This is a genomic window from Amycolatopsis sp. NPDC054798, from assembly GCF_053611505.1.
In genome coordinates, this window is record NZ_JBSHAM010000104.1 from 1 (window position 1) to 25459 (window position 25459).

General features: G+C 69.1%; 18 protein-coding genes. 7 read left to right on the plus strand and 11 right to left on the minus strand.

Annotated elements, in window-relative coordinates; translation table 11 throughout:
* Positions 1-90: 90 nt before the first annotated feature.
* From ACWGIC_RS38290 to ACWGIC_RS38305, 4 genes are read right to left on the minus strand one after another with little or no spacing between them, the layout of a single operon-like run.
* The gene (locus ACWGIC_RS38290) at positions 91-1488 is read right to left on the minus strand and encodes an MFS transporter (RefSeq protein ID WP_452080841.1); all 1398 of its coding nucleotides are present in this window, start codon (positions 1486-1488) and stop codon (positions 91-93) included.
* 33 nt (positions 1489-1521) lie between these two features.
* Entirely contained in the window at positions 1522-2544 is a 1023-nt protein-coding gene (locus ACWGIC_RS38295; RefSeq protein WP_452080858.1) for an ADP-ribosylglycohydrolase family protein, read from the minus strand.
* 14 nt (positions 2545-2558) lie between these two features.
* A complete protein-coding gene (locus tag ACWGIC_RS38300; RefSeq protein ID WP_452080842.1) occupies positions 2559-3494 on the minus strand; it encodes a carbohydrate kinase family protein in 936 nt (311 codons plus the stop codon).
* Between the two features lie 2 nt (positions 3495-3496).
* Positions 3497-4216 (minus strand): GntR family transcriptional regulator, encoded by a 720-nt coding sequence (locus ACWGIC_RS38305; RefSeq protein WP_452080843.1) that lies wholly within the window; start codon positions 4214-4216, stop codon positions 3497-3499.
* Positions 4217-4402: 186 nt separating this feature from the next.
* Here ACWGIC_RS38305 and ACWGIC_RS38310 point away from each other — a divergent pair, with 186 nt between their 5' ends.
* Complete coding sequence (locus tag ACWGIC_RS38310; protein ID WP_452080844.1) at positions 4403-4987, plus strand: helix-turn-helix domain-containing protein; 585 nt, start codon at positions 4403-4405, stop codon at positions 4985-4987.
* A gap of 45 nt (positions 4988-5032) precedes the next feature.
* Here ACWGIC_RS38310 and ACWGIC_RS38315 read toward each other — a convergent pair whose 3' ends face one another.
* A complete protein-coding gene (locus ACWGIC_RS38315) occupies positions 5033-6199 on the minus strand; it encodes an LLM class flavin-dependent oxidoreductase (RefSeq protein ID WP_452080845.1) in 1167 nt (388 codons plus the stop codon).
* A gap of 207 nt (positions 6200-6406) precedes the next feature.
* Here ACWGIC_RS38315 and ACWGIC_RS38320 point away from each other — a divergent pair, with 207 nt between their 5' ends.
* The 5 genes from ACWGIC_RS38320 to ACWGIC_RS38340 are packed head-to-tail and all read left to right on the plus strand — an operon-like array spanning position 6407 to position 10239.
* Positions 6407-7774, plus strand: coding sequence for a purine-cytosine permease family protein (locus ACWGIC_RS38320; RefSeq protein WP_452080846.1), 1368 nt, complete (start codon positions 6407-6409; stop codon positions 7772-7774).
* Positions 7771-8178: a RidA family protein gene (locus ACWGIC_RS38325; protein ID WP_452080847.1), complete on the plus strand. Its 408-nt coding sequence runs from the start codon at positions 7771-7773 to the stop codon at positions 8176-8178. Before ACWGIC_RS38320 ends, ACWGIC_RS38325 begins: the two co-directional genes overlap by 4 nt.
* A gap of 23 nt (positions 8179-8201) precedes the next feature.
* Positions 8202-8990 carry a creatininase family protein gene (locus ACWGIC_RS38330; protein WP_452080848.1) on the plus strand — a complete coding sequence of 263 codons (789 nt, stop codon included), beginning with the start codon at positions 8202-8204 and terminating at the stop codon, positions 8988-8990.
* Positions 8991-9019: 29 nt separating this feature from the next.
* Positions 9020-9610: an NADPH-dependent FMN reductase gene (locus ACWGIC_RS38335; protein ID WP_452080849.1), complete on the plus strand. Its 591-nt coding sequence runs from the start codon at positions 9020-9022 to the stop codon at positions 9608-9610.
* Positions 9607-10239: a 3,4-dihydroxy-2-butanone-4-phosphate synthase gene (locus tag ACWGIC_RS38340; RefSeq protein WP_452080850.1), complete on the plus strand. Its 633-nt coding sequence runs from the start codon at positions 9607-9609 to the stop codon at positions 10237-10239. The genes ACWGIC_RS38335 and ACWGIC_RS38340 overlap by 4 nt, the downstream gene beginning before the upstream one ends.
* Positions 10240-10484: 245 nt before the next feature.
* Here ACWGIC_RS38340 and ACWGIC_RS38345 read toward each other — a convergent pair whose 3' ends face one another.
* From ACWGIC_RS38345 to ACWGIC_RS38370, 6 genes are all read right to left on the minus strand, one after another.
* Positions 10485-12596, minus strand: a complete 2112-nt coding sequence (locus ACWGIC_RS38345; RefSeq protein WP_452080851.1) for an acyltransferase family protein — start codon at positions 12594-12596, stop codon at positions 10485-10487.
* A 135-nt stretch (positions 12597-12731) separates the two neighbouring features.
* On the minus strand, positions 12732-13754 hold the full coding sequence (locus ACWGIC_RS38350) for an LLM class flavin-dependent oxidoreductase (RefSeq protein WP_452080852.1): 1023 nt from the start codon (positions 13752-13754) through the stop codon (positions 12732-12734).
* 49 nt (positions 13755-13803) lie between these two features.
* The gene (locus ACWGIC_RS38355; RefSeq protein WP_452080853.1) at positions 13804-15915 is read right to left on the minus strand and encodes a N,N-dimethylformamidase beta subunit family domain-containing protein; all 2112 of its coding nucleotides are present in this window, start codon (positions 15913-15915) and stop codon (positions 13804-13806) included.
* A gap of 124 nt (positions 15916-16039) precedes the next feature.
* Complete coding sequence (locus tag ACWGIC_RS38360; protein ID WP_452080854.1) at positions 16040-16321, minus strand: DUF1905 domain-containing protein; 282 nt, start codon at positions 16319-16321, stop codon at positions 16040-16042.
* Positions 16322-16519: 198 nt separating this feature from the next.
* Positions 16520-20206, minus strand: a complete 3687-nt coding sequence (locus ACWGIC_RS38365; RefSeq protein WP_452080855.1) for a CARDB domain-containing protein — start codon at positions 20204-20206, stop codon at positions 16520-16522.
* A gap of 73 nt (positions 20207-20279) precedes the next feature.
* A complete protein-coding gene (locus ACWGIC_RS38370) occupies positions 20280-23870 on the minus strand; it encodes a CARDB domain-containing protein (RefSeq protein WP_452080856.1) in 3591 nt (1196 codons plus the stop codon).
* A gap of 366 nt (positions 23871-24236) precedes the next feature.
* Here ACWGIC_RS38370 and ACWGIC_RS38375 point away from each other — a divergent pair, with 366 nt between their 5' ends.
* Positions 24237-25244, plus strand: a complete 1008-nt coding sequence (locus ACWGIC_RS38375; RefSeq protein ID WP_452080857.1) for a LacI family DNA-binding transcriptional regulator — start codon at positions 24237-24239, stop codon at positions 25242-25244.
* Positions 25245-25459 lie beyond the last annotated feature (215 nt).

Genomic DNA, 25459 nt, shown 5'->3' on the forward strand with positions numbered 1-25459 from the left:
ATTTTTGGTGGGCTGTTTTTTGTTTATTATAGACTGGTGCGCGTGGGGGGTCCCGGCCCGACAGCCGGGACCCCGCGCTCGTCTCCGGGATCAGGTCCGTTTCCCGTGAGGCTCCCCTGGCGAAACCGGCCGGGCCGCGGCCCGCCGTTCGGCCAGGTCTTTTTCCACCGTCGGGTAGACGCGTTCCAGCCGGTAAGCCCAGAACAGGACGATCAGCAGCACGAACAGCGCCATCGGCACGTAGACGAACAGCGCGTTGATCGCCGCCAGCGCCGAATCCGGCTGGGTGCGGTTCAAGCCGTTGTAGCCCGCCGCTCCCATGACCCAGCCCAGGACCGCCGCGCCCAGGCCGTAGCCGAGTTTCTGGCCCATGCTGCCCGCGCTGTAGAGCACGCCTTCGAGGCGGCGCCCGTTTTTCCATTCGCCGTACTCGATGGTGTCGGGAAGCATGCCCCAGATCGCGCCGAAAATCGGGATCCGCCCGATGCCGCGGAGAATCGAACCGGCGACCGCCAGTGTCATGTCCGTCGGATCGATGGCGATGACGAGGGAACCCGCTACAAAAACCGCCGCGCCTGCGATCATCGGGGCGACTTTGCCGAAGCGGTCGTACACCGGCTGCATGAACAGCATGCCGAGCAAAGCCGGGATGTAAAGCATGAAGGACATCAGCGCGGCGAATCCGGCATTGCCGAGGAAGTACTGGGCGAAGTAGGCGGTCGCCCCGGTGTAGAGCGATTCCGCGACGCTGAACACGATGAAGATGGCGAACAGGAGCAGCCAGTACCGGTTGCGCGCGGCGAGCTTGAGCGATTCGGCGATCCCCGGCTGGTCCTTCGGCGGCGCGGTGTCGACGATACGTTCCCGCGTATTGCGGAAGGTGATGAAGAACAGCACCGCCGCGAGCGCGCCGAACAGGCAGAACGTGACGATCCACGCGCGCTGGTCGTCGCCGAGCGCGCTCACCAGGGGCAGCGTGAGAACGGTGACGGCCAGCGAGCCGAGGGTGGCGCCGAACATCCGGGTGACGTTGAGCCGGGAGCGTTCGGTGAAGTCCCGCGTCATCCGGGTGTTCAGCGTTCCGTACGGGATCACCGCCGCGCTGAGGGCGATGTTCATCAGCGCGTAGGTGACCGCGATGTACACGAGCGTCGGCGTCGGTTCCATGCCCGGCACGGTGAACACCAGCACCAGCGCGACGGCGAACGGGACGGCCGCCCACAGGACCCACGGGCGCGCCTTGCCCCAGCGGGTCGAGGTGCGGTCGACGATCGCGCCCATCCCGACGTCGACGACGCCGTCGAACAGCCGCGCGACGAGCACGATCGTGCCGACCGCCGACGCCGCCGCCCCGATCACGTTGGTGTAGAAGAAAACCACGTAGGTGGCCAGCGCACCCCAGGCGATGTTCGTGGCCAGATCGCCGCCTCCGAAGGAAAGCCGTTCCTTCCAGGTCACCGTGGCGAATTCGTCGCTTCGTGCGCTCATCGTCGAGCGTCCCTTCGGAGTGGGGTGGGGAGGTCAGTGCTGAGTGGCGGCCACGAGTTCGTCGGCGATGGCGGCCAGATCGAGGTCGTTCGCGCGTTCCACTTCAGCCACGGCGGCCTCGTCGATCGCCTCGATCCCCCGGTAGGCGCCGGCGATCGCGGCCGCCATGCAGCCGATGGTGTCGCTGTCCCCGCCGGCGTTGGCCGCCAGCCGCGCTACCCGCACCGGATCCCCGTCTGCGGCGACGAAGAAGCCGAGCGCGGCGGGCACCGCTTCCGCGGCGGGCAGCCCGACCCCGATCTCCCCGGCGATCAGGTCAATGGCGTGCTCGTCGTCGCGAGCCGTGATCGCCAGCGCGACCGCACGCTCGATCCGCCGCTCGACCGACGCACCCGGCACGTCACGGCCTTCGGCCCGGCCGAGTTCAGCACCCGCCCGCGCACCGTCGACAGCGGCGCGCACGATGTCGATGATCCCCGCCTCGGGGGTACAAGCGACCGCGACCGCGGCGGCGACGGCTGCGGCGCCCGCGACACCGGGCGGCGTGTTGTGGCTCGGCACGCAAGTGGTGAACGCCGTCCGGACAGCTGCTTCCGGGTCGCCGTGGTGGAACAGCCCGACCGGCCCGACGCGCATCGCGGCGCCATTGCTGGCGCCCTGGGTCATGATCGTCCCGGTCCGGCCGACCTCTCGGGGGTCCTCGCCGCGCTCCAGCCGGGCGATCGCCTCACGAGTGGTCGGCCCGGCGAAGTGCGGGAAGTAGTTCTCGTTCTTGGACCATTCGATCAGCAGCTGAGCCATGTCGTCCGGGCTCAGCGCCGCTCCGGTCCGGGCCAGCAGCCGAGCGAGCAGAATCATCTGGCTGGAGTCGTCGGTGATCTGCGCGGCGGCGCGTCCCTTCGCGTACGGGGCTCCGGGCAGCGGGGCGTGGAATTCGGTGACGTAGCCGCCGAACGCCGCGCGGATCTGGTCCCGGCTCAGTTCCTCGGTCGGCGCTCCGAGCGCGTCGGCCAGGCAGGCCGCGGCGAGACTGCCGTGGATCTTGGAACGCAGCACAGAATTCAACTCGGTTACCTCTCAGTCGTGATCGTGATCAGGTCGTCGGGCCACTCGCCGCGCTGCGAGCCGGACAGGTAGGTGCGGCCGCCGACGGCGGTGACGCACCGAGTCGCCTGAGCCACCGCTCGGCGAAGGCTTTCGGGCACTTCGGCCCCGGCCAGCAACGCGCCCAGGAACGCTCCGGCCAGCGCGTCACCGGCACCGGTCGTGTCGACCGCGGTCACCTCGCCGCGCAATCGCGCGCGATGCACCACGCCGTCGCGGTCCACAGCGGACGCTCCGTGCGCGCCCTCGCTGAGGACCACGAGTTCCGCGCCGAACTGGATCAGCCGCCGGGCAGCGGCGCGCGGATCGGCGGCGAGCTTGGCCGCGGAAGCGGCGTTGAGGAAGACGATGTCGCTGAGCCCGAGCAGCCGCGCGAACTCCGGCTGGTCCGGCTCGAACGCGTCCGGTTCGAGGTCGACCGCGACCCGGGCTCCGCGCTCACGGGCGAGTCCGGCGACGGCAGCGGCCCATTCGAGGTCGTCGGCCAGCGGCGCGACGATGTCCGCGCCCGCCAGCACCGACGCGTCGATCTCCTCGATCGCCGGGATCTTGATCCCGGTGTCGGCTCCGGTCAGCGCCTTCTCCCCGCTCGCGTCGAGCTGGACGAAGCACATCCACGTCGGATGCTCCAGGTCGCGCAGGGAATGCTCGACCGACACCCCGAGCCGGCGGAGTTCGGCCAGCGCGGCGTCGGTGTCCGGCCCGGCTCCGGTCTTCGTGATCAGGTCGACCGCGATGCCGTGCTGCGCCGCCGCCGCGGCGAGGTTGGCGCTCATCCCGCCGCCGTACACGCCGGACAGGGAACCGATCGCTTTGTTGTCGTTGCCCGCGATGTGCGGGACCTGGACGAAGTAGTCGATGCTCGCGTCCCCCACCACGACGAGCCGAGGCGCGGTGCTCATGCTCAACGCTCGCTTCTGAGGTCGATGTCCAGGTGGTAGCGATCGCCGCGCAGTATGTAGCGGGTGAACTCCACCGGACGCTGATCCGCGCCGAACGACGTGCGTTCGCGCAGCATCGCCGCCACGCCGGGGTCGACCTGGAGCCGTCCGGCCTCCGCCGCGGAAAGGTTGACCGCGCTGACCCGTTCCCGCGCGTGGGTGGGCTGCGCGTCGCGGCCGGAGAGGAAGGCGTACAGCGAATCCCCGGTGAACTCGGCGAAGTCGATTCCGGGCTGCGGCACCAGAAAGTGGTCGAGGAAGACGAACGGATCGTCGCCGATCCAGTAGCGCCGCTCGATGTGGCTCACGGGGTCGCCGGGTTCGAGGTCGAGCGCCTTGGCCACGGCGGCGTCAGCGGATTCCTCGGTGTTGCTGAGCAATTCGGGCCGGATCGCGAACCCGCGCTGCCGCAGCTCGCGCCCCAGGCCGAGCATCGGGCTCATCGCCCGGATCTCGTTCGACGCGACGATGCTGCCCCGGCCGTGGAAGCGCTCCACGAGGCCGAGCCGCTGCAGCTCCTGGAAGGCGCGCCGCACCGAGGTCTGGGACACCCCGTACTGCGCCCGGAGCTGGCTCTCCGACGGGAGCCAGTCCCCCGGTTTCAGCCTGCCGCTCAGGATGTCGCGCTGGATCTCGCTTTGGATCGTGCGATAGAGCGGCGCACGGCTGGGTCGACCGGTCATGCAACTTAGTGTACTAAGTGTGTCAACTGCCGTTCGCCGGGCGGGATCCGCCCAGACCCCGGACACGACACAAGGCGACTGTCACGGACTGCTGCCGGAGCGGGCCGAAAACTTTCCTTGCGCCTTGCGGGCCTTGAGGCCGAGAGTCCACTTCGGAACACCCCCGCTCCCGGTATACTCGGGCCGATGCGAACCCCTCCCTCCCCCGATTCCGGAGCCGCGCCGGATCCGGCTCAGGTGCTCGGGGCGCGGGTGCGCGAACTGCGGCGCGGCCGCGGGCTGACGCTGAAGCAGGTCGGCGAGGTTTCCCGGCTGTCGCACGCTTTTCTCAGCCAGTTCGAGCGCGGCCTGGCCGCCGCGAGCGTCAGTACCCTGCAGCGGATCGCGGTCGCGCTGGACACCACGGTGTCGGCTCTTCTCGCCGGGCCGGCGGAGCAGGGCGTGGGGTTGCTGCGGGCGGACGAGGGCATGGTGATGCCCGGGGCCGAAATCCCGACCGGGTCGACGGCGCGGGCGCTGTCCCGGGCGGGTTTTCCGGTGCAGCCCATCGAATACACCGGCGGACCGGCGGAGTTCGGCGAGTATTTCGAGCACGTCGGGCAGGAGATGCTGTACGTCGTCGCCGGGCGGATCGAACTGGATTTCGCGGACGGGCGCCGCGAGCAGCTGGGCGAAGCGGACGTGGCGACCTATCCGGGGTCGCGGCCGCATCGCTGGCGCAGGCTGGGCGACGAACCGGTCCGGGTGCTGCTGATCAACGCCGGGGAATGACAACGGCCGCACGGCGGGAGGAAGCGCCGCGCGGCCGGAAAGAAGTCACCGCAGCAGCGGCACGACCTGTTCGGTGAAGCGCCGCATCTGCTCGGCGGCCATGTCGTAGGTGTGCCCGGGGAAGTGCGGGAACACCACCAGCTGTTCGAGGCCGAGCGTGTCCTTGTGGTGCTGCACGATTTCGGCGACCTCTTCCGGGGTGCCGACCGCCCAGCATTTCTGTTTCGCGGACTGTTCGAGCGTCGGCACCAGCCCGGCCGGAGCCCGGTTGCCGTCGTCGCCGCGGTAGCCGCTGCTCCAGCCGAACGGCGCGAGCAGATTCCAGAACTCGTCGTGCCCGATCCGGCCAGTGCGCCAAGCCTCTTCGTGGGTGTCGCCGATGTGGATGGGGAGCACGAGGATGCGGTTCTGCCCCGGCGCCAGCCGGACGCCGTGACGCTGTTCGTACAGCTCGGCGTAGCGCTCCCACTGCTCGCGGATGTAACCGTGGTACTGGTTCCACCACACGCAGCCGTGGCCCACCTCGGCTGCGTAGTCGAGGGTGGGCGGGCTGGTGACCGCCTGCCAGATCTCGACGGGATGCAGCGGACCCGGCACCAGGGTCAGCGTGCCGGCCTCGTGGTCGGGATCGCGGGAGTCCGGCGGCGGCAGTTCGAAGAACTTTCCGTTGTACGAGAAGGTTTCCTGACCGAGCGCGGTGCGCACGATGTCCATGTACTCGGCGAAAACCTCGCGGTTGTGCGCGTCGATGACCTTCCGTTCCTCGCCGGACGACACCACGCCGATGTCGGCCTGGTGCGCGGCGAGGCTGCGCAATTCGCGGGAAACGGTGCCCCGCCCGACGCCGAGGACCGCCCGTCCGCCCGAAAGATTGAGGAGGCTGCTGAAGTCCTCGGCCAGCCGCAGCGGATTCCACTGGGGCACGATGCTGAACATCGAACCCAGCTGGATCCGCGCGGTCCGGGCGGCCAGATGCGCTTCGAGCATCATCGCGTTGGGCACGACTTCGTAGCCCTCGTGCTGGAAATGGTGTTCTGCCAACCAATAACTGCCGTATCCCAGTTCCTCGGCCAGCACGCCCATCTCGATCAGCCGCTCGTGCGCGTGCCACACCTGTGCGCGCGTGGCGCGGCGCTGCGCGGCGGGCACCCGGTTCCCGGCCAGCACGTCCGGCATCTCGACCGAGCCGAAGAAAAACACTCCGTGCCGCACAGCGCCTCCATCCCGCCCGGACTCGACCGGGTCGTCAGCAAAATGTAAGTAATATCAACACTGTGCGGCGCGACCTGCGGAGTGTCAAGCCCCAAGGAGGCTCTTGACATCTGCGGACGGCGCAGCGCAGGCTGTGGCAGCCGTGTTACCTATATCAACATGAAGGCCAGTGCATCCGCCGCAGGGGGCTAGTCCACTGGAGGACAGATGGTCAAAGACGCCCACACCGTCCGCGCGCCCGCAGTTTCCGTCGAACACCACGGCGTCGAAAGGATTCCCGACGACCAGCGGCACGGTTCGCCGCGCTCGGCTTTTTCCCTGTGGTTCGCGGGAAATCTGCAGTACTCGGCGCTGGCGGTCGGCGCCATTCCCACCGCGTTCCTCGGCCTCGGGTTCGGCGAAGCCGTCCTCTCGCTGGCCATCGGCATCCTGATCGGCAGCGTTCTGCTGGGGTTCGCCGCTTCGATGGGGCCGCGAGCCGGGGTGCCGCAGATGATCCAATCGCGGATTCCGTTCGGCTACTACGGCAATTTCCTTCCGGTGCTGCTCCTGTGCCTGACCGGACTCGGCTACTTCGCGGTGAACACCGTGCTCGGCGCCTACATCGTCCGCGAACTGTTCGGGCTGCCGTTCCTGGTTTCGCTCGTCGCGGTGGCGGCGGTGCAGATCGTCATCGCGATCGTCGGACACGATCTGGTGCACCAAGCCGAACGCTTCCTCGCGATCGTCGCGTCCGTGCTGTTTGTGATCCTCACCTGGTACGGCCTGGCGAAAGGCGATCTCGCCGCGTCCGGCGACGTCCTGCACCGAGGCGCGGGCGGGGTCGCCGGAGGCATGCTGACCACCGTCGCGCTCGCTTCGACCAGGACGTTCGGCTGGTCGATCGGCGGTTCGGACTACACCCGCTATCTGCCGCGGGACACGTCGCGGCGGCGGGTGCTGCTCGCGGCCTTCTCCGGCGCTTCGCTCGCCGGGCTGTGGATGGCGGTGGTCGGGGCCGCGATCGGCACCGTGATCACAGTGGACAGTCCGACTGACCTGGTGGCGAAGCTGATCCCCTCCGGACTGGCCGCAGTGATCCTGGTGGCGCTGCTCGCCGCCTCGGTCTCCGGCAGCGTGCTGGACATCTACACCGCTTCGCTGGGCCTGCTGATGGTGGGCGCCAAGGTTCGCCGCTGGATCTCCGCGGTCATCATCGGCGTGCTCGGCACCGCGGTCGGTTTCGTCGCCGGGCACAACGCCGGGTCCGTGTTCGGCACCTTCCAGAATTTCCTGTTCCTGATGGGTTACTGGATCGGCCCCTGGCTGGGGATCGTCGTCGTGGACACTCTCGTCTTCGGCCGCGGCGAGGTCGACCCGCAGCGGTATTTCGACCGCACCCGGCGGTTCCGCCCGGGTCTCGCGGCGTTCGTGATCGCGGTGGCGGCGTCCGTGCCGTTCATGGACCAAAGCCTTTACACCGGCGCGTTCGCGGCCCGCTTCCCGCAGTTCGGCGACCTCACCCCGTGGGTCGCGGGCGCGGTGGCCGCCCTGGCTTACTACCTCATCCGACGCTACCGAAAGGCCGAAGCGTGACGAAACAAGCACTTGGCCCGTTGAAATACGGCACCGCGGTCCAGCCTTGGGGCCGAGGAGCCGCAGCGGGCGGATTCGTCTTCCTCAGCGGGATCGACGGCGTGACCGACGAGAACGGCCGGCCCGCCCACGGCGTCGCCGCGCAGACCCTGGTCACGCTGAACCGCGTGCACCGGCTGCTCGCCGACGCGGGCGCGGAATTCGACGACGTCGTGCAGTTCGACCAGTTCCTCGCCGATCCCGCCGACCGCGCGGAGTACATGCGGGTGCGCGACGGCTGGCTGGCCGAACACGCCCCGAAGCTGCTGTCCGAGCGTTCGTACGCGTCGCTGCTGATCTATCCCCCGCTGGCCACCCCCGACATGCGGGTGGAAATCCGGGTCGTCGCGCATCTCGGCGCCTGAGCGCGCTGGAAGGAGACTCCCTTATGCCATCACGGTTCTTCGCCGAGTTGCGAGCCTCGCAGGTCCAGGCGTCCTGCGGGGCGTCCTCGGTAGCGGTGTTGCCGGTCGGGGCCATCGAACAGCACGGCCCGCATCTTCCGCTCGCCACCGACGCACTAGTGGCCGAGGCAGTGTCGAAGGAAGTCGTTGCCGCACAAGGCGAAGACCTCGACCTGTGGCTGCTGCCGACGATCAGCTACGGGCGCTCTGTCGAACACATCTGGGCGGCGGGAACGCTTTCCCTGTCCACCTCGACGTTCGCCGCGGTGCTCGGCGACATCGGTCGTTCGGTCGCGTCCGCGGGCATCCGCAGGCTCGTCCTCGTGAACGGCCACGGCGGGAACGTGTCGGAGATCCAGACCGCGCTGCGCGATCTTCGGCTGGCCTGCGGCCTCCTGACTTTCGGCGTCAACGTCTTCCTCCCCGAGGAGCACGACCCGGCCTGGGCGGCGAGCGAGAACGGGCTCGGCGTCCACGGCGGGGCCGCGGAAACGTCCCTGATGCTGCACCTGCGTCCCGACCTGGTCGACCTCGGTTCCGCGGAGCGGCGGATCCCCGAGCAGATGGCCGGAAACGTGCACGCCCGGTTCGGCGGCAGCGTCAGTTTCGGCTGGCTGGCCAACGATTTCGGGACCGAGGGCTACCTCGGGGACCCGACGCTCGCCAGCGCCGAAGCGGGCGCGAGCGGGTTCAAGTCGATGGTCGCCACCCTGGGCGGCCAGCTAGCGGAAGTCGCGCAGTTCGACTTCCCCGACTCCGTCCGAACGCGATAACTCCCGCTGCCACAGAAAGCCGGTTCGCCATGTCCGCACCGCACACCCGCCGACCGCCGCTGATCGTGGGCATCGGCGGCACCGTCCGACCCGACTCCTCCTCCGAACGAGCGCTCCGCGCGGTGCTCGAAAACGTGCGGGCACACGGGGTTCGCACCGAACTGTTCACCGCGCGAGACCTCGGTTTCGCCATGTACGAACCGGACCTCGCGCAGCGTTCCCCGTCCGCGACCGCATTCCTCGACGCGGTCCGCCGCGCCGACGGCGTGCTGATCTCGACGCCCGGCTACCACGGCGGGCTGTCCGGCCTGCTCAAAAACGCACTGGACTACCTCCAGGATCTCGCCGGCGACGATCGCCCTTACCTGCACGGACGCGCCGTCGGCTGCCTCGTCAGCGCGTACGGTCCGCAAGCTGGGGTGACGACGTTGACGTCGCTGCGCTCGACCGTGCACGCACTGCGCGGCTGGCCGACCCCGCTCGGCGTCGTGGTCGACTCGACCGCCCAGCCGTTCGCCGCCGACGGCCAGGTCACCGATCGGAAACTCGCCGCACAACTCGCGACCGTCGCCGAACAGGTGGTCCGGTTCGCGACCTCGGAGATCCGGACCGTCGCATGACAATCTCACTCGGCTTACGGCCGATCGACGCGGCGCTCGCCGCGCTCTCGCAAGGACAGCCGGTCGTCCTCGCCTCCCACGAGGACTCGGCCCTCGTCCTGCCCGCGGCGGAGGCGTCCGCCACCGCACTGGCATTCGTCGTCCGGCATTCGTCCGGACTGGTAGGCGTCGCGCTGCCCGGTGAACGGTGCGACGCGCTCGACCTGCCGCCCATGCGGCCGAGCTTCCGTCACGACGGAGGTCCCGGCTGGTGCGTCGCGGTCGACGCCGCGACCGGTGTCACCACCGGGATCTCCGCGGCCGACCGGGCGGAGACGATCCGCCGTCTCGCCGACTGCGGCACCCGGCCGGAAGACCTCCACCGGCCTGGACACGTGCTGCCTTACGCCACCCGTCCGCAAGGGACCCTAGGCAGGTTTGCGATCCCCGAAACAGCTGCCGAACTGTGCCTGCTGGCCGGACTGCCCGCCGCTGCCGCGTTCGCCGCGCTGGTCAGCCCCGAAGATCCGAGACGGATGGCCACGCCGGGCGAAGCAGCGGCCTTCGCCGCCGCGCACGGGTTGCCGGTACTCGCGGCCGAGGTTCTCCGGAATTGCCCGGCAGGATGGCGTGCTCCCCGATACGGATGATCTCAGCGGGCCCCGGGAAAGCCGACGCCGAGCTGATCCGCCGCGAGCGCAGTGCCTTCCAGCCGCGCACGGATCTTGGCGAACGCAGTCCGCCGCGAAGTCGACTGGTCGTCGGCAAACGGCGAGAAGCCGCAGTCGTCGCAGGTCCCCGGCTGATCCCCCGAACCCGGTCCGGGTCGGGTTCGCTGGCGAGCCGGACGCAGAAACGGCGCTCCCGCGAAAAGCTTCTTCCGCGAACGTTCTTCTCAGCCCGGAATGCCCGCTGCCGCGGCGATGCTCTGGTCAAGGCTCAAGCTGTAGTCCAGGTTCAAATGGTCGGCGTCGTAGTAGACGCCGACCTTCCCGATCACCGCGTAGCAGCGTTGCCGGTCGCAGAAGCAGTCGGTCAAGTCGAGCAGCCGGACTTTCGGGTCGGTGCTCGCCTTGGCCGCCTCCGTCATCGGGTCCGGCGGCTGCGCGACGGAGCGGTCGACCGCGCATTGCCGGGGGTCGTCCCGATTGAGCACCACGCAGTCCGTCGCGCGGACGCGTCCGTTGAGCGGCGGGTCGGCCAGTACGAATACGGTCGCGCCGGCCCCGGTCCACTGCGCCCAGTACGAGTTCAGCCCTTCCGCGTACTGCTCTGTTTGCGACCGTCCGCTGCGGTCGTCGGCTCGCTCGTGCCTGCTGTAGAACGACGTGAACACGTACGCCGGCCGCGTCTTCGCGATTTCGGCGGTCATCGACTTCGTCCAGGCCATGCACCGCCGGTCGGGCGCGGTGCCGCCGTAGTTCAGGGCTTGGATGCCAGCGAACGGGCATCCGCCGAGGTAGCTCGTGTACAGCACCCAGTGGTTCTTGCGGGCGAGGCTCAGCAGCGGCCCCTGCCATTGCTGGGCATGCGAGTCGCCGACCAGCCACACCACCGCGGGATTGGCCGCGCCCTGGCTGAAATCGCATTTGGTGGTCGTCTTCGTGCCGTCGCTCGCCGCGTACCGCGACAGCAGCGGCGGGCAGTCCGCGGGCGGCGTGTAATACCGGTTGGCCGGGCCCATTTCGACGCTCCGGGCCGGGCCGAACGGATCCGCGCACGCGTTGCCCGCCATCAGCGCCCTCGCCCCGTGGCAGGGGCCGTTCATCTCGGCCGCCAGCTCTCGGGCCGCTTGGTCGACGTGCCGCCCGTACGTCCAGGTCAGGCCGCCTGCCGCGGCGCACACCACGAGCATCCCGGCCGCCATGCCGGCGAAGGTCCAGCCGGAACTGCGGCTCAACGGACGCCAGGTTCGGACCGGGTCTTCGACGAACCTCTTCGACAGGTGGGCCGCGATCAGGGCCGCACCCGCGATGCCCGCCTTGACCTGCCAGGTCAGCACCCCGGCGGCCAATGCGCCGGGGAAGGCGAACGGGGCCAGCAGGATCAGCGGCCAATGCCACAGGTACAGCGAATAGCTGATGTTCCCCAGCCATTGCACCGGCGGCGAAGAAGACAGCGGGGTGTGCCATTGCCGTCCCTCGCGGGCGCCGGCGAGGATGACCAGCGCGGTGCCGGCAGCGGGCAGCAGCGCCGTCGCGCCGGGAAACGCGGTCTGGTCGTCGAACAGGACCGCGGCGGCGGCGATGGCGGCGAAGCCGGCCAGCGAGGCCAGGTTCGCGGCGACCTTCGGCAGCACGAACTTCGCACCGGCGAAGGCCAGCAACGCACCGAGCGCGAACTCCCACACCCGCACCGGCGTCACGAAATACGCCTGGTTTTTGGCCACGTCGGTGAACCAGATGCTGAACCCCAGCGAGGCGGCTCCGACGAGCGCGATCCCGGCGACCCGCGCCCACCGCGCCCGGATCTTGAACAGCAGCAGGAGAAGCAGCGGCCAGCACAGGTAGAACTGTTCCTCGACCGAGAGCGACCAGTAGTGCTGCGACAGGCTCGCCGCCTGGTTCAGGTGCGAGTAATCGACGGAATTCGCGGCGAGCAGCCAGTTTTCCCAGTAAAGCGCGCTCGCGACGACTTCCTGCGCGTTGGATTCCCAGCGCGGGTACGGCATCAAAAAGTACGCGGCGACGACGGCGAAGGCCAGCACCAGAAACGCCGCGGGCAGGAGACGCCGCACGCGGCGCGCGTAGAACTTCGCGAGCCGGATCCGTCCGGTGCTCGCGACCTCGCGGACCAGATGCGAAGTGATCAGGAAGCCGGAAATGACGAAGAAGACGTCGACGCCGACGTAACCGCCGGTCAGCCGCGCGGGCCAGAGATGGTTGAGCACGACGAGACCGACCGCGACGGCGCGCAGTGCCTGGATGTCCGGCCGGAACGCCGGTCTTCGCTCCCCGCCCGGCGAGCGCGAAGACCGGACCGGCCCGCTCAACGTCCCCGTACCCATTTCCGCCCCTTTTCCCGCCCCCGCTGAAAACTCAGTGATGCTAGCGGGACCGGCCGGGCGGCTCTCCACGGGCGAGCGGAAAGGGCGACGGGCCGGCGGCCTGCTTCAGCCGCCGGGCCCGTCGTCAGCACCCGGTCAGCGCCACCCCAGCTCCGGCGCGACGTGGGTCAGGATGCTCTCCAGCACGTGGGCGTTGTACTCGACGCCCAGCTGATTCGGCACCGTCAGCAGCAACGTGTCCGCCGCCTGCACCGCCTCGTCCTCCTTCAGCTCCCGGACCAGTTCGTCCGGCTCGGCGGCGTACGAACGGCCGAAGATCGCCCGGGTGTTCTCGTCGATCATGCCGATCTGGTCGCGCGAGGTGCGGTCGCGGCCGAAGTAGGCGCGGTCCAGGTCGTTGGTCAGCGCGAAAATGCTGCGGCTGACCGACACCCTCGGCTCGCGCTCGTGGCCGGCCTCCTTCCACGCTTCGCGGTAGGCCTCGATCTGCTTGCGCTGCTGGACGTGCAGCGGTTCGCCGGTTTCGTCGTCCTTGAGCGTGGAGCTTTGCAGGTTCATGCCCAGCTTCGCCGCCCAGACGGCCGTCGCGTTCGAGCCCGAGCCCCACCAGATGCGGTCGCGCAGGCCTTCGGAATGCGGTTCGAGGCGGAGCAGCCCCGGCGGGTTGGCGAACATCGGCCGCGGGTTCGGCTGCGCGAAGCCTTCGCCGTCGAGCAGCTTGAGGAAGACCTCGACGCGCTCGCGGGCCATGTCCGCGTCGGTCTCGCCTTCCGCCGGGGCGTAGCCGAAGTAGCGCCAGCCGTCGATGACCTGCTCGGGGGATCCCCGGCTGACGCCGAGCTGGAGCCTGCCCCGCGAGATGAGGTCGGCGGCGCCGGCGTCCTCGACCATGTACAGCGGGTTCTCGTAGCGCATGTCGATCACGCCGGTGCCGATCTCGATCTTCGACGTCCGCGCGCCGATCGCCGCGAGCAGAGGGAACGGGCTGCCCGCCTGCCGCGCGAAGTGGTGCACGCGGAAGTACGCGCCGTCGACGCCCAGCTCCTCGGCCGCGACCGCGAGGTCGATCGACTGGTGCAGGAAGTCGGCGGCCGACCTGGTCTCGGAGTGCGCGCTCGGCGACCAGTGGCCGAACGACAGGAAGCCAATGTTCTTCACGCATCGTCAAACGTTCAACTACCTGGTTTCATTCCCGGCGCCCGCCGCCTCAGGAGCGCCCCGGAGCGGGGCGGCTGAGCGCCCGGTCGAACACGTTCCGCAACAGCCGCCGCATCACCGGGTCCACCCGGATCGTCCCGTTGAACGTCAGCGACGACGCGCTGAACACGAACCCGCCCCCGGCCAGTTCCTTGCACACCAACGCCGCGCCCGCGCTGGCGGTCGGGTTCGTCCCCTGCGCGATGACCTGGCCCGGCGGGACCTCGCCGTCGAGGCCCTGGAGCGTGTCGAACTCCCAGGCGCTCGCGGCGCCGTTCCGTCCGCGCGTGCCGAACTCGCTGCCCACCGACAGACCGGTCCCGGCCAGGAACGGGTGGCCGTGCAGCACGCGGTACGGCGCGAACGTCATCCAGCCGTCGTACTCGAAGTTCACCCCGAGCAGCTGCGACTCCGGCAGGCCGTAGTGTTCGCGGAACGGGTCGCGGCTGCCGTCCGCGGCACGGAACGTCAGTGCGGTGCCGTCGGCGTTGAACTCCGCGCGTTCGTAGATCTGGTTTCCCCCGGTGCCGATGACACTGCCCCCGGCCGCGAGGTAATTCGCCAGATTGGTGCGCATGGCCATCGAGAAGTACTCCGGGTGCGTGCCGAGCACGATCGCGCGGTACGCCGTGAGCCAGCCTCCGGTGTGCAGGTCGTGGTCGGTGTAGCAGTCGAAGCCGATCTGCTCGCCGCTCAGCCAGCGCAGCAGTTCCAGGTCGCTGTACAGATCGACGTCGTACTGCCCCTTCGGCGCGATCACCCAGTTGTAGCTGGGCCGCAGGAACGAGATCGTGCGCCGGACGCCGTTCTGGCCCTCGGAGTACTGGTCGTGGCCGCCCCAGCCGTTGTAAGCGTGGTAGGTGTTGGTCGGCAGCACGACGGCGATCTTCTGCGCGGGTGCGGCCGGCCGCACCACGAACGCGATGTGCTGCACCCGCTCGAACGGGCCGGTCAGCCGCGCGGCGTACACCCCGGAGGGCCAGTTCCCGGGGATGTCGGCGGCGTAGCGCTCGGCCCAGCCGCATCCGGCGGAGCGGTAATTCTCGGCGACCAGCTGAAGACCGCCGGCGACGGTGGACGTCCCGGTGACCGCGACGGGCGTGTCCCCTCCGGGCGCGACGCGCACGAGCTGCGCGGTGACCTCGCTGAAGGCGGTGGACACCGCGATCGACACGCGGCCGCCGGCGGGCACGCTTTGCTGCTGCGGATACCCCTGCAGCCCGGCACTGCGTTCCACGGTGAAGCCCCGGCCGACCACGACGCCGGTCGCGTTGTTGATCCACTTCGCGCCGCCGTCGGTGTCGACGGTCTCGTGGTTGGTGAGCCGCAGTTCGACGAGGTCGCCGTCGTCGCCCGGCACCGTCGAATGGTCGATCCGGATCAGGTAGAGAGCGCCGTTGCCGCCGCCGGCGAACAGGTCCCGGCGGAACAGCTCGAACCAGTTGTTGTCGCCGATCGCGATGGGCTGGCCGCCGTTCGCCCATCCGGAGCCGTCGCGGTAGCGGAACCAGGTGAGCACGCCGGTGCCGCTGACGGCGTAAATGACATTCCCGGTGTCGGAGAACAGGTAGCGCGGGACGTTGAATCCCTCGCCGATCGGCTGGGGCGTTTCGAAAATCCCGTTTATCCGCCGCGATCGGTACAGGATCCCGTCGGCGTCTACACACCAGACGACCCCGCCGGGTCCGCCGAAGATCCGCGGGAAGGCGTTGAATCCGGTCCCGGCTACTACACCATCGGCGTCGGCCCAGGCGCCCGCGCCAGTGTCCAGATTGGACACGAGCCATTGGTAGCACAGCACTGTCCCGTCCCCGCGCACACCGTAAAGGACGCCGTTCAGATCGCCGAGCACAGTGACGAAGTCCTGCCATCCGGACCCGATCGGCACCCCGACGCCCTGGTGCGACCAGTCGTAGGCGGCGGTGGGCCAGCCCCGGTGCCGGTACCAGTAAAGAGTGCCGTCCGCCTGCACGGCGTAGACGATGCCGTCGCCTCCGCCGACGAGCCTGCTCCACCGCTGGTGCGCATCGAACGTCCCCGTCGGCGATACTTCTTCCGGACGCGCGTGTCCCTCGGGCGCTTCGATGATCGGCAATTCCGGACGGGCGTTGAGAATCCCCATGTCTCCCCCAGGAGTTCGGTGTGCGTCCCCTCGCACACGTCTTAAGGGGTAACGCCCGGGCGGGCTCCGGGCGTTCGCCTGGCGCCGGGAGGACCACCCGAAGAGCGCAACGGCACCCGGGTGTTCAGCGGGCGAGCCGTTCCAGCAGCACCACGGTCACCGCGTCCCCCGCTTCCTTGCCGATCGCCTTCCGGAGCGAAGCGTTGACCGGGAGTTTGTGGGTGCCGTCCCCCAGCGCCATGAACGAGCTGCGGAACGGTTCGCCGTCGACGGTTCCGCGGACTTTCACCAGGCCGCGGGTGCCGAAGAACTCGGCCGAGCCGGGCCAGACCAGGTAGGTGTGGCCGCCCTTGGCCGGGCTCTTGCGCAGGGTCGCGGTGAATTCCTCGTTGAGTTCGCCGGTCATGTCGGGTCTCCTTCTCCTCGGGTGGCCGTTCGCTTCGAGGTACGAACCTGGCCGCGAGATTTCGACACCCGGCCGCGAACAGTTTCCCCTGGCAGTCGACCACGGATCCGCCTGCCGCGCCCAGGAACCCGGCGAACACGCACAGTGTCGGCCCGGTGCCGGAGAGACAGATCTCCCCGGCACCGGGCCGCACTCCCCCTACCTCGTCCCGCGACGGCTCCGCGCGGCCGCCGGCGGGACCGGCCCGCCGGTGATCGTGAACTGCGAGCCCGGTTCGCGGACGATGTCGCCCGCCGACGAATTCGTGATCGTCACGTTCGTCAGCGTCGCGCTCCCGCGGGCTCCGCTCATCGCGAGGATGCCCGCGCCGTTGTTCGACTTGTCGATCTTGACGTTGCTGATCGTCACGCCCGGCATCGCGCCGCCGCCGGTCTTGAACTGGATCCCGTCGTAGGTCGAATCGTGGATTTCCGTGTCCCGCAGCGTGATTCCGGGGATGTCCTTGCCCTGGGCGAAGAACGTGATCGCGCCGAACTTCTGCTGTTCGCCCCAGAACACGCCGCCGCAGCGGTACAGCGCGTTGTTCGCGATCAGCGTCTGCCCGGAGAACGGGAGCGGGTCGTGGTCGGTCGCCAGCATGATGCCCGGGTAGTTCATCGTGTCGGAGACCAGGTTGTTCTCGATCTTGTTCCCGTACCCGCCGTAGACCGCGATCCCGTTGGCCCGCCAGGGCAGCTGGACGGTGTTGTTGCGGAACGCGTTGTCGTGCGCGATGTCCGTCGCGGGATCCTTCACGTACTGATTCGCCCACACCGCGAGCGAATCGTCGCCGGTGGTCCGGAACGACGAATTCGTCACCTGCGAGTTCCGGGTGCCGTTGGTGAAGTTGATGCCGTCGGCGTAGGTGTCCCGGATCCGCATGCCGCTGAACTCCAGGCCGTCGGCCGGGCCCCACAGGGCCGGGAGGTTGCTGTAGTCCCGGCCGACCCACACGCCGACGTTGGCGTGCTCGATCCACACGTTCGAGATTTTCGTGCCGGTGCCGAACCGGCCGTTGAGCCCGACGCCGCCTTCCGCGCCGCCGTCGCCGCCGCGGATCCGGCCGGAGCCGAAGATCGCGAGGTCGGAGATCTGCACGTTCTTGTCGATGTCGAAACCGAAGTTGCCCTCGTGCGGATGGTTGATGCCGCCCGCGTCCTGCGGCTGGATCAGCGAGTACAGCTGCGAGTGCCACATCCCGGCTCCCCGGATCGTGGCGTTCGAGATGCCGACCTGGTTGTACTGGCCGCCGCCGTTGGGCACGTCCGGGTCGTCGGTCAGGATCTTGCGTTCCTGCCGCCACTGGCCCGCCGGGATCCAGACGCAGCTGATGACGCCGTTCTGGTCGTCGGTGACCGCGCGCTGGATCGCCTCGGAGTCGTCGATCCCGTCGTCGGGGACGGCGCCGTAGTCGGTGATCGACGTGCATTCGGGCGGTTTCGGCAACGCCGGCGCGACCTGTTCCAGGTCGATCAGGTCGATGACGTAGAACGCCGCGCTGTCGCCGCTGTCCCGCTGCAGCTTGAACTTCGTGCCCGGCGGGTACGACTGCGCCAGCAGTGCGTGCGACTCGTCGAACAGCCGCCGCGCGTCGGCGCCCGGGGTGTTCGTCAGCCCTTCGGGGTCGTCAGTGCTGCCGTAGAGCCAGCTGTGCTTGGACGACAGGTTCAGTTTCTGCGCGAAGGCCCCGTTGACGTACAGGCTGATCGTCGCGTCCTGTCCTCCGCCGCCGGGTGTGTCGGGGATCGAGTTGCGGACCACGATCGAGTTCGCCTGGTTCGTGGAGGTGAATTCGACGTACTGGCCCTGGTTCGCCAGCCGCACGGACTTCCGTCCGGACGACTCGGTCGCGAAGTTCGTGTGCCCGAACGTGCGCAGCGGGTCGGTCTCCAGCAGCTGGCCTTGGTACTGCGCGGTTTCCGCCTCGTACTCCACATACGGCACCGCTGCGCCGCGGCCGACCACCATCGCCCGCGAGAGCGTGTTGTTGGCTTCGTTGGTTTCCTCGACCACGCCGGTCGCGTCGGCTGTCGCGGCAAGGGTCGCGTTCGCGGCGGTCCACGTGCCTGGCATCGCGACGTTCGCCGTGGCACCAGCCGCGATCGCTGGTGTGTCGCCGTTCAGCGTGGTTTCGCCAGCGGACAACCGGGTCACCGAGGCTCCCGCGCCGCTCGTGCCGCGGTTGTGCACGGCGACGGTGAACGACACTGCCGCGCCGACGGCCGGGTTCGGCGGGTTCGACGTGATGCCGGTGACCTCGAGGTCCGGCCCGGGTGCCTGCGCGATCACCAGCTGCGTCGGCGAAGTGAAGGTGTTGTTGGTGTCGTCCTGCTCGATCACCGTGTTGGCCGGGTCGACAGTGGCGGCCACGCGATAGCTGCCCTGCGGTCGTTTGCCCGCTGGCACGGTCACCGTGGTGGCCGCTCCGGCGGCGAGTGCGCCGACCGGTGCGGAGCCGACGACGGTGCTGCCGAGGCTGACGTTCACCGTCGTGGCTACCGCTGCGGCAGAGCCTGCGTTCCGGACGGTCGCCGAAACCGCCAGGTCGCTGCTCTCCGTCGGGTTCGACGGGGTCCACGCCGTGTCAGCGACGACCAGGTCCGGGTTCGGCGCGGGCGTGCCGAACACCTGGAACTCCGCGGCTTGCCCGCCCGGCGCGCCGGAGTTGGCGAAGAAGCGCAGCCGGACGTCTGCGGCGCGTCCAGTGACCGGGATGGTCACGGTGTTCTGGTTGGCAGCCGGGTCGAAGCGGTAATCGGCCCGCGCGGACAGCGAGGTGAATTCGGTGGCACCCTGCGCGCGGCCGAGGATCTCGAAGTTTTGTGTCCGTGCGCTCCAGATCGGGTCCGGGTTGAGCTTCACGACGACCGAATCGAGATCGGCGTCGGCACCGAGCTTCGCGGTCAGAGTGTTCGGGTAGCCTGCGGCGGACTCCCAGTACGTGCCCGTGTTGTTGTCGTTCGCGTTGGCGGCCGCGAAAGCGCCGACGGTCGAGGACGCCTCGATCGGCTTGCCCGCAGCGAGATTCTGGCCGGTCTGGGTTCCGGCCCGGACTACGTGGTTGCTGTCGGCGGACTCGTTCCCGGCCGCGTCCTTGGCGCGCACGAAGTACTCGATCCGCGTGCCCGCGGGGCGGTTCTCGGTGAAGGTGGTGCCGGTGACCGTGGTGACGGGTGTGCCGTCGCGATAGACGGTGTAGCCGGTGACGCCGACGTCGTCGGTCGACGGCGACCAGCTCAGCCGGACTTGCCCGGAGCCGGGCTCGGTCAGCGCGACGTTCGTCGGCGCGGTCGGGGCCTGTGTGTCGCCGGTGTCCGGCCCGTACAGCTCGAACTCCGAGAGCTGCGCGGCGGGCCATTGCGTGTTCGCGGTGACGTCCAGCCGCACGTACCGGGCGGACGCGGTCACCGGGATCGTGACCGTGTTGGCACCGGAGGCGAACGTGTACCCGCTCGACCGGACGAGGTCGGTGAAGGCCGTGCCGTCGGCGCTGCCGCGCACGGTGAGCGTTTGGGTACGGGATTCCCAAGCGGCGGGCAGTTTCAGCACGAGGCGCGAGAGCGGCTTGACCGAGCCGAGGTCGGCCTGGATCCATTGCGGGAACTGGTTGTTCGCGCTTTCCCAGTAGGTGGCCTGATTCCCGTCGAAAGCGTTGGCGACGGGATAGCCGGACTGCACGCTGCTAGCCGACACCGTGCGCGTCAACGGCACATCGGCGGCGGCATTCGGACTGGCGGCTAGTCCCGGTGAGGGGCCTCCGGCCGCGGAAGCATCGGAAAGGCCAGCCGCGAAGAGCCCTGCGGCGAGGAAACCGGCGGCGAGACGGGACAAACGCATACGGGTCATGGCGTCATCTCTTCTTTGCGGGGAGGGGGAAGGGGCGGGTGCCCGCCGGTTTTCCCGGCGGACACCCGCGTGTTCAGCTGCGGTTGATCGTGAACGTGGTCGTCGTGTTCCGGATGTCCTGGTCGTTGTCGTTCAAAGTGAGCCCGGTGAACGTCGCCGAGCCGACCGCCGGGCCCTGCCCGGGCTCCGGCAATTCGTTGGCCCAGATGCCGAACCCGGACTTGGCGTCGAACTCGTCGCCGCTGCGGTGCGCCCCGCTGATCGACACGTTCGTCAGCACCGTGTCCTGGACCGGGTTTTCCGGCTGGCTGCCGTTGTATTTGGTCTGGAACATGATGCCGCTGTACGTCGGGCTCTGGATGTCCACATCGGACACCCGGATGCCGCGGAACTCCTTGGACGCGGAGAACATCCAGATCGCCGGGAACGTCTGCTTGCCCCAGAAATGGCCGCCGGTTCGGACGAGCGAGGCGTTCTGGACGGTCGTCGGCTGCGGCCCGAACCCGAGGAACGGATAGCCGAAGTCGAGCGAGCTGAGCGTGATCCCGGAGTACGTCAGCGTGTCCGCGATGTAGAGGTTCCGGAAGGTGTTGTTGTACCCGCCGTACACCGCGATGCCCGCCGCCCGCCACGGGAGCAGCACGGTCAGGTTCTCGAACACGTTGTCGTACTGGTTGCCCTGGTTGATGTCTGTGGCGGCGAACAACGCGAAGCTGTCGTCGCCGGTGGACCGGGCCTCGTTGTTGGTGACATGGTTGCCCGTGCTGCCGTTGGTGAAGTTGACGCCGTCGGCGAAGGTGTCGCGGATGCGGGAGTTCTTCACCGTCGAGTTGTCCACATTGGTCGCCCAGAGCAGGCACACCTGGTGCTCCACCCAGATGTTGTCGATGGTCATGTTCGTGACGCCGGTGAAGTTGAAGACCTTGCCCGGGCCGTCGATGCGGGAGGTGTAGTTCCCGAACACGGCGAACCCGCTGAAGACCGACCCGCTCGCGCTGGCCTGCGCGTCGAACCCGATGTCGGTGTTCTCCTGCCCGGCCGGCGCGGTGAACCTGGTGAACCACGGCCCGGCGCCGAGCACCGTGACCGGCTTGCCGTACACGGTGACCTTGCTGGTCATCGCGTACTGCCCGGCCGGAAGGTAGACGCCGGTGAGGTTCGGGTCCTGGCGGACCTTGTCCAGCGCGGCCTGCACGTCCTGCTGGGAGAACCCGGCCGGGACCGCGTAGTGCGCCGGGTCCGGGTTCGCCGTCGCGGCGGCCAGTTCGAAGTTGACGAAGTCGATCGCGTAGTTCGAACTGTTCGCCGTGTCCTTCTGCAGTTTGATCTTGTGCCCGGCGGGCACGGTCGTGCCGAGCAGCAGGCTGGCCTCGTCGTAAATGTGGCGGGCCGGTCCGGCTCCCGGCGAGTTCCCCGGCGAGGCTTCGGCCCCGTACAGCCACGCGTAGTGCGAGGTCAGGTCGATGGCCTTGAGGAACGTGCCGTCGACGTAGACGTTCAGCGTCGAGTTCTGCCCGCCGCCGCCCGCGGCGTCCGGCATCGAGAACCGCGTGACGAGCGTGTTCGTCGCCGCGCGGGTGGTGAACTCCACCGAGGCGCCGGTCGCGTTCAGCGTCACCGCCTTGCGGCCCGACGCTTCGCCCGCGAGATCGCCGATCGTCCGGTTAGGACCGATCACGGCCGCACCGCCCGCGACGACGCCGTCCTCGGCCTCGTACATGTCGTACGGCATGTTCGCGCCACGGCCGACGAACAACGATTGCGTGCTGCTGTTGTTGCCCTGCTTAGCGGGCAGCTCGTTGGCGTCGTTCGCGACGACCGTCTTCACCGTGTACCGGCCGTTCGCTGCTGTCCAGCTCCCGAGGCTCACCGGCGCGGTGGCTCCGGGGGCGATGACCCCGGCGGAGGAACCATTCAGTGTCTTGACGACCGTCCCGTTCTGGTCGGCGATCGTCACGGTGATCCCGTGAGCACCGTCCGCCGACGCGACCGTGCCCTGATTGCGCAGGGTCGCGGTGAAGGTCACTGTGTTGCCCGCCGCCGGGTTGTTCGGCGACCACGCCGTGGCCGCGACGAGGTCGGAGCTCTGCACGGGGCTGACCGTCAGCGGCGTCGAGCTGGTGTAGGAGTTGTTGTCCTCGTTCTGTTCGACGACGGTGTTGGCCTCGTCGACCTTCGCGGTCACGTCGTAGCTGCCCGCGTCCTTGGCGCCGATGTTCGCCGACACCGTCGCGGACGCTCCCGCCGCGAGCGCGCCGACCGCGGCCGTGCCGACCTTCGTCTTGCCGAGGTAGAGGTTGACGTCGGTCGCGCTCGAGGCCGCCGTCCCGGCGTTGCGGACGGTCGCCGACGCGGTGATCGCGTCGGTCTCCACCGGTTTCTGCGGCGACCAGGACACGTCCGAGACCGTCAGGTCCGGGTTCGGCGCGGGGACGCCGAAGACCTGGAATTCCGCGGCCTGACCGCCTCCGGCGCCGCTGTTGGCGGTGAAGCGCAGCCGGACGTCACTGGCCCGGCCGCTGACCGGGATGGTCACGGCGTTGCCGCTCGCGGGGTCGAAGCTGTAGGTCTGCGCGGGTGCCAGCGTGGTGAAGTCGGTCGCGCCCTGATCGCGGCCCTCGACGGCGATCGTCTGCGTTCGCGTGCTCCACGCCGGGTCCGGGTTGAGCTTCACGACGACCCGGTCGAGGTCGGCGTGCGAGCCGAGCGCCACGGTCAGTAGATTCGGATACGCCCCGCTGCCCTCCCAGTACGTGGTCACAGAGTCGTCGTTGGCGTTCGCCGCGACGTAAGTCTGCTGGGTCGAGGACGCCGTGATTGGCTTGTGCAGCGCGAGATTCGTGCCGCTCTGTGTTCCGTTCCGGGTCACGGTGCTGCTGTTCGCCGACTGGTTGCCTGCCGCGTCGCGAGCGCGCACGTAGTAGGCGACGCTCGCGCTGGCGGGCTGATTGTCGGTGTAGGTCAGCACATCCCCGGCGACGCTGCCGCGGAGCTGGCCGTTGGCGTACACGTCGTAGCCCGCGACGCCGGTGTTGTCCGTCGAGGCCGACCAGGTCAGCCGGATCTGGCCGCTCGCGGGCTCGGTGTAGGCGAGGTTGCCGGGCGCGGACGGCGGCTGCGTGTCGCCACCGGCCGGGCCGTGCACCTCGAACTCCGACAGCTGCGCGGCGGGCCAGCCGGTGTTGGCGGTGATGTTCAGCCGGACGTAGCGGGTGCTGCCGGTCAGGTTCACCGTGACGGTGTTGCCGGTCGCCGGGTCGAACCGGTAGCCCGCGGACGGCAGGAGATCGCTGAAGCTCGAGCCGTTCGAGCTGCCCTGCACCGCGAAGGTCTCGGTGCGGGCTTCCCAGTTCGCGGGCAGTTTGAGCACGAGCTGGGCGACGTTCGTCGTCGTGCCGAGATCGGCCTGAATCCATTGCGGGAACTGGTTGTTCGCGCTTTCCCAATAGGTGGCCTGATTCCCGTCGCCGACATTGGAGACGGGATAACCGGGGAGCTGGCTGCTCGCGGTGTAGGTCGCGGCGGCGGCTTGCGCGGCGGGCTGGACGGCAGGCGGGGCGGCGGGGGCGGCCGACGCACCGCTCGCCGACCAGGCGGGCGCGGTCAAGAGCAGGGACAGGGCGGCGTAAGTCGCGGCGCGCCGGAGAAGTCGCTTCGTTCTCATGGGTTTCCTCTGATCCAAGGAGGAGGGAGACGACTCGATCGAAAGCGCCCCGCATGGCGCGGGACGGCGGGGACCAGGGAGCGGACAGACGGGCAACCCTGTCCGGGGGCGCACGAGAACAGTGCGGAACAGTCGACATGGCACCTCTTCGTTGAGGCTGAGCCGGATCTCCGGGAAGACTGCCGCGATCGCCCGGGATCTCGTCAGGTATTTTCACTGATTCGTTCAAGAATTACAGCCGACCGAAGCCGGGAAGTCAACGGCGCGGCCCCCATCAGCGGTCGTCCGACCAGCAGTTTCTTCGGGAGCGCAAGCAAGGCGCGGGTCTCGTCGGAAACTTGCACTGGTTTGCGGTAACTTTCACTCATGACACGTCGTCTTGCCGAAGTCGCCCGCCAGGTCGGGGTCAGCGAAGCCACGGTCAGCCGGGTGCTCAACGGCAAGGCCGGGGTCTCCGCGAGCACCCGGGCCGCCGTGCTCACCGCGCTGGACGTGATGGGCTACGAGCGGCCGACCCAGCTGCGCGGCGAGCGGGCCCGGCTGGTCGGGCTGGTGCTGCCGGAGCTGCAGAACCCGATTTTCCCGGCGCTGGCCGAGGTCATGGGCAACGCGCTCGCGCAGCAGGGCTTCACGCCGGTGCTGTGCACGCGGACCGCGGGCGGGGTGTCGGAGGCGGAGTACGTCGAGATGCTGTTGCAGCAGCAGGTGTCCGGCGTGGTTTTCGCCGGCGGGATGTACGCGCAGGCCGACGCCGTGCACACGCACTACCACCACCTGGCGGAACGGCGGCTGCCGACAGTGCTGATCAACGCCGCCGTCGAGCACCTCGGCCTGCCGCAGGTCTCGTGCGACGACGCGGTGGCCGTCGAGCAGGCGGTCGGGCACCTCAGCTCGCTCGGCCACGAGAAGATCGGCCTGGTGCTGGGGCCGAACGACCACGTGCCGTCGCGGCGCAAGCTCGAGGCGTTCCGGGTGCACGCCGCGAAACTCGGGCTTCCGGTCCTGGACGAACTGGTGGAGCACGGGATGTTCTCCATCGAAGGCGGCCACGCGGCCGCCGCGCGGCTGTATCCGCGCGGAGCCACGGCGGTGCTGTGCGCGAGCGATCCGCTGGCACTGGGCGCGATCCGCGCGGCGCGGCGGCAAGGCTTGTCCGTGCCGGGCGACATTTCGGTGGTCGGCTACGACGATTCGGCGCTGATGAACTGCACCGACCCGCCGCTGACGACGACGCGCCAGCCGATCGAGGCGATGGGCCGGGCCGTGGTCGAACTGCTGGTGAAGCGCATCAACGGCGGCGAGGTGGCGGTGGAGGAGCTGCTGTTCGCACCGGAGCTGGTGGTGCGCGGCTCCACTGCCCGCCGGACAGCCTGACCTCCCGTCGTGAGTGTTTGTGCTGGTTAGGGCGCACCGAGTTCCGGCTGCCTACGGGCTCACGCGCCCCAGCGGGCACGGAGCATCGTCCTGGCGGGTGGCGTGGCTGAGAGGTCCGTGAGGGCCACCTTGAGGGAATCAGATTCCCTCAAGGTGGCCCTCACGGACGTTGGCGTCGTGGCCGGCCGGGCACCGCACCCGCCTACTGAGAGAAC

Bases quoted from the DNA above. Each gene is read 5' to 3' on its own strand.
- ACWGIC_RS38290 (WP_452080841.1), bottom strand. From the start codon at position 1,488: ATGAGCGCACGAAGCGACGAATTCGCCACGGTGACCTGGAAGGAACGG.
- ACWGIC_RS38300 (WP_452080842.1), bottom strand. From the start codon at position 3,494: ATGAGCACCGCGCCTCGGCTCGTCGTGGTGGGGGACGCGAGCATCGAC.
- ACWGIC_RS38305 (WP_452080843.1), bottom strand. From the start codon at position 4,216: ATGACCGGTCGACCCAGCCGTGCGCCGCTCTATCGCACGATCCAAAGC.
- ACWGIC_RS38310 (WP_452080844.1), top strand. From the start codon at position 4,403: ATGCGAACCCCTCCCTCCCCCGATTCCGGAGCCGCGCCGGATCCGGCT.
- ACWGIC_RS38320 (WP_452080846.1), top strand. From the start codon at position 6,407: ATGGTCAAAGACGCCCACACCGTCCGCGCGCCCGCAGTTTCCGTCGAA.
- ACWGIC_RS38330 (WP_452080848.1), top strand. From the start codon at position 8,202: ATGCCATCACGGTTCTTCGCCGAGTTGCGAGCCTCGCAGGTCCAGGCG.
- ACWGIC_RS38335 (WP_452080849.1), top strand. From the start codon at position 9,020: ATGTCCGCACCGCACACCCGCCGACCGCCGCTGATCGTGGGCATCGGC.
- ACWGIC_RS38340 (WP_452080850.1), top strand. From the start codon at position 9,607: ATGACAATCTCACTCGGCTTACGGCCGATCGACGCGGCGCTCGCCGCG.
- ACWGIC_RS38345 (WP_452080851.1), bottom strand. From the start codon at position 12,596: ATGGGTACGGGGACGTTGAGCGGGCCGGTCCGGTCTTCGCGCTCGCCG.
- ACWGIC_RS38355 (WP_452080853.1), bottom strand. From the start codon at position 15,915: ATGGGGATTCTCAACGCCCGTCCGGAATTGCCGATCATCGAAGCGCCC.
- ACWGIC_RS38360 (WP_452080854.1), bottom strand. From the start codon at position 16,321: ATGACCGGCGAACTCAACGAGGAATTCACCGCGACCCTGCGCAAGAGC.
- ACWGIC_RS38365 (WP_452080855.1), bottom strand. From the start codon at position 20,206: ATGACCCGTATGCGTTTGTCCCGTCTCGCCGCCGGTTTCCTCGCCGCA.
- ACWGIC_RS38370 (WP_452080856.1), bottom strand. From the start codon at position 23,870: ATGAGAACGAAGCGACTTCTCCGGCGCGCCGCGACTTACGCCGCCCTG.
- ACWGIC_RS38375 (WP_452080857.1), top strand. From the start codon at position 24,237: ATGACACGTCGTCTTGCCGAAGTCGCCCGCCAGGTCGGGGTCAGCGAA.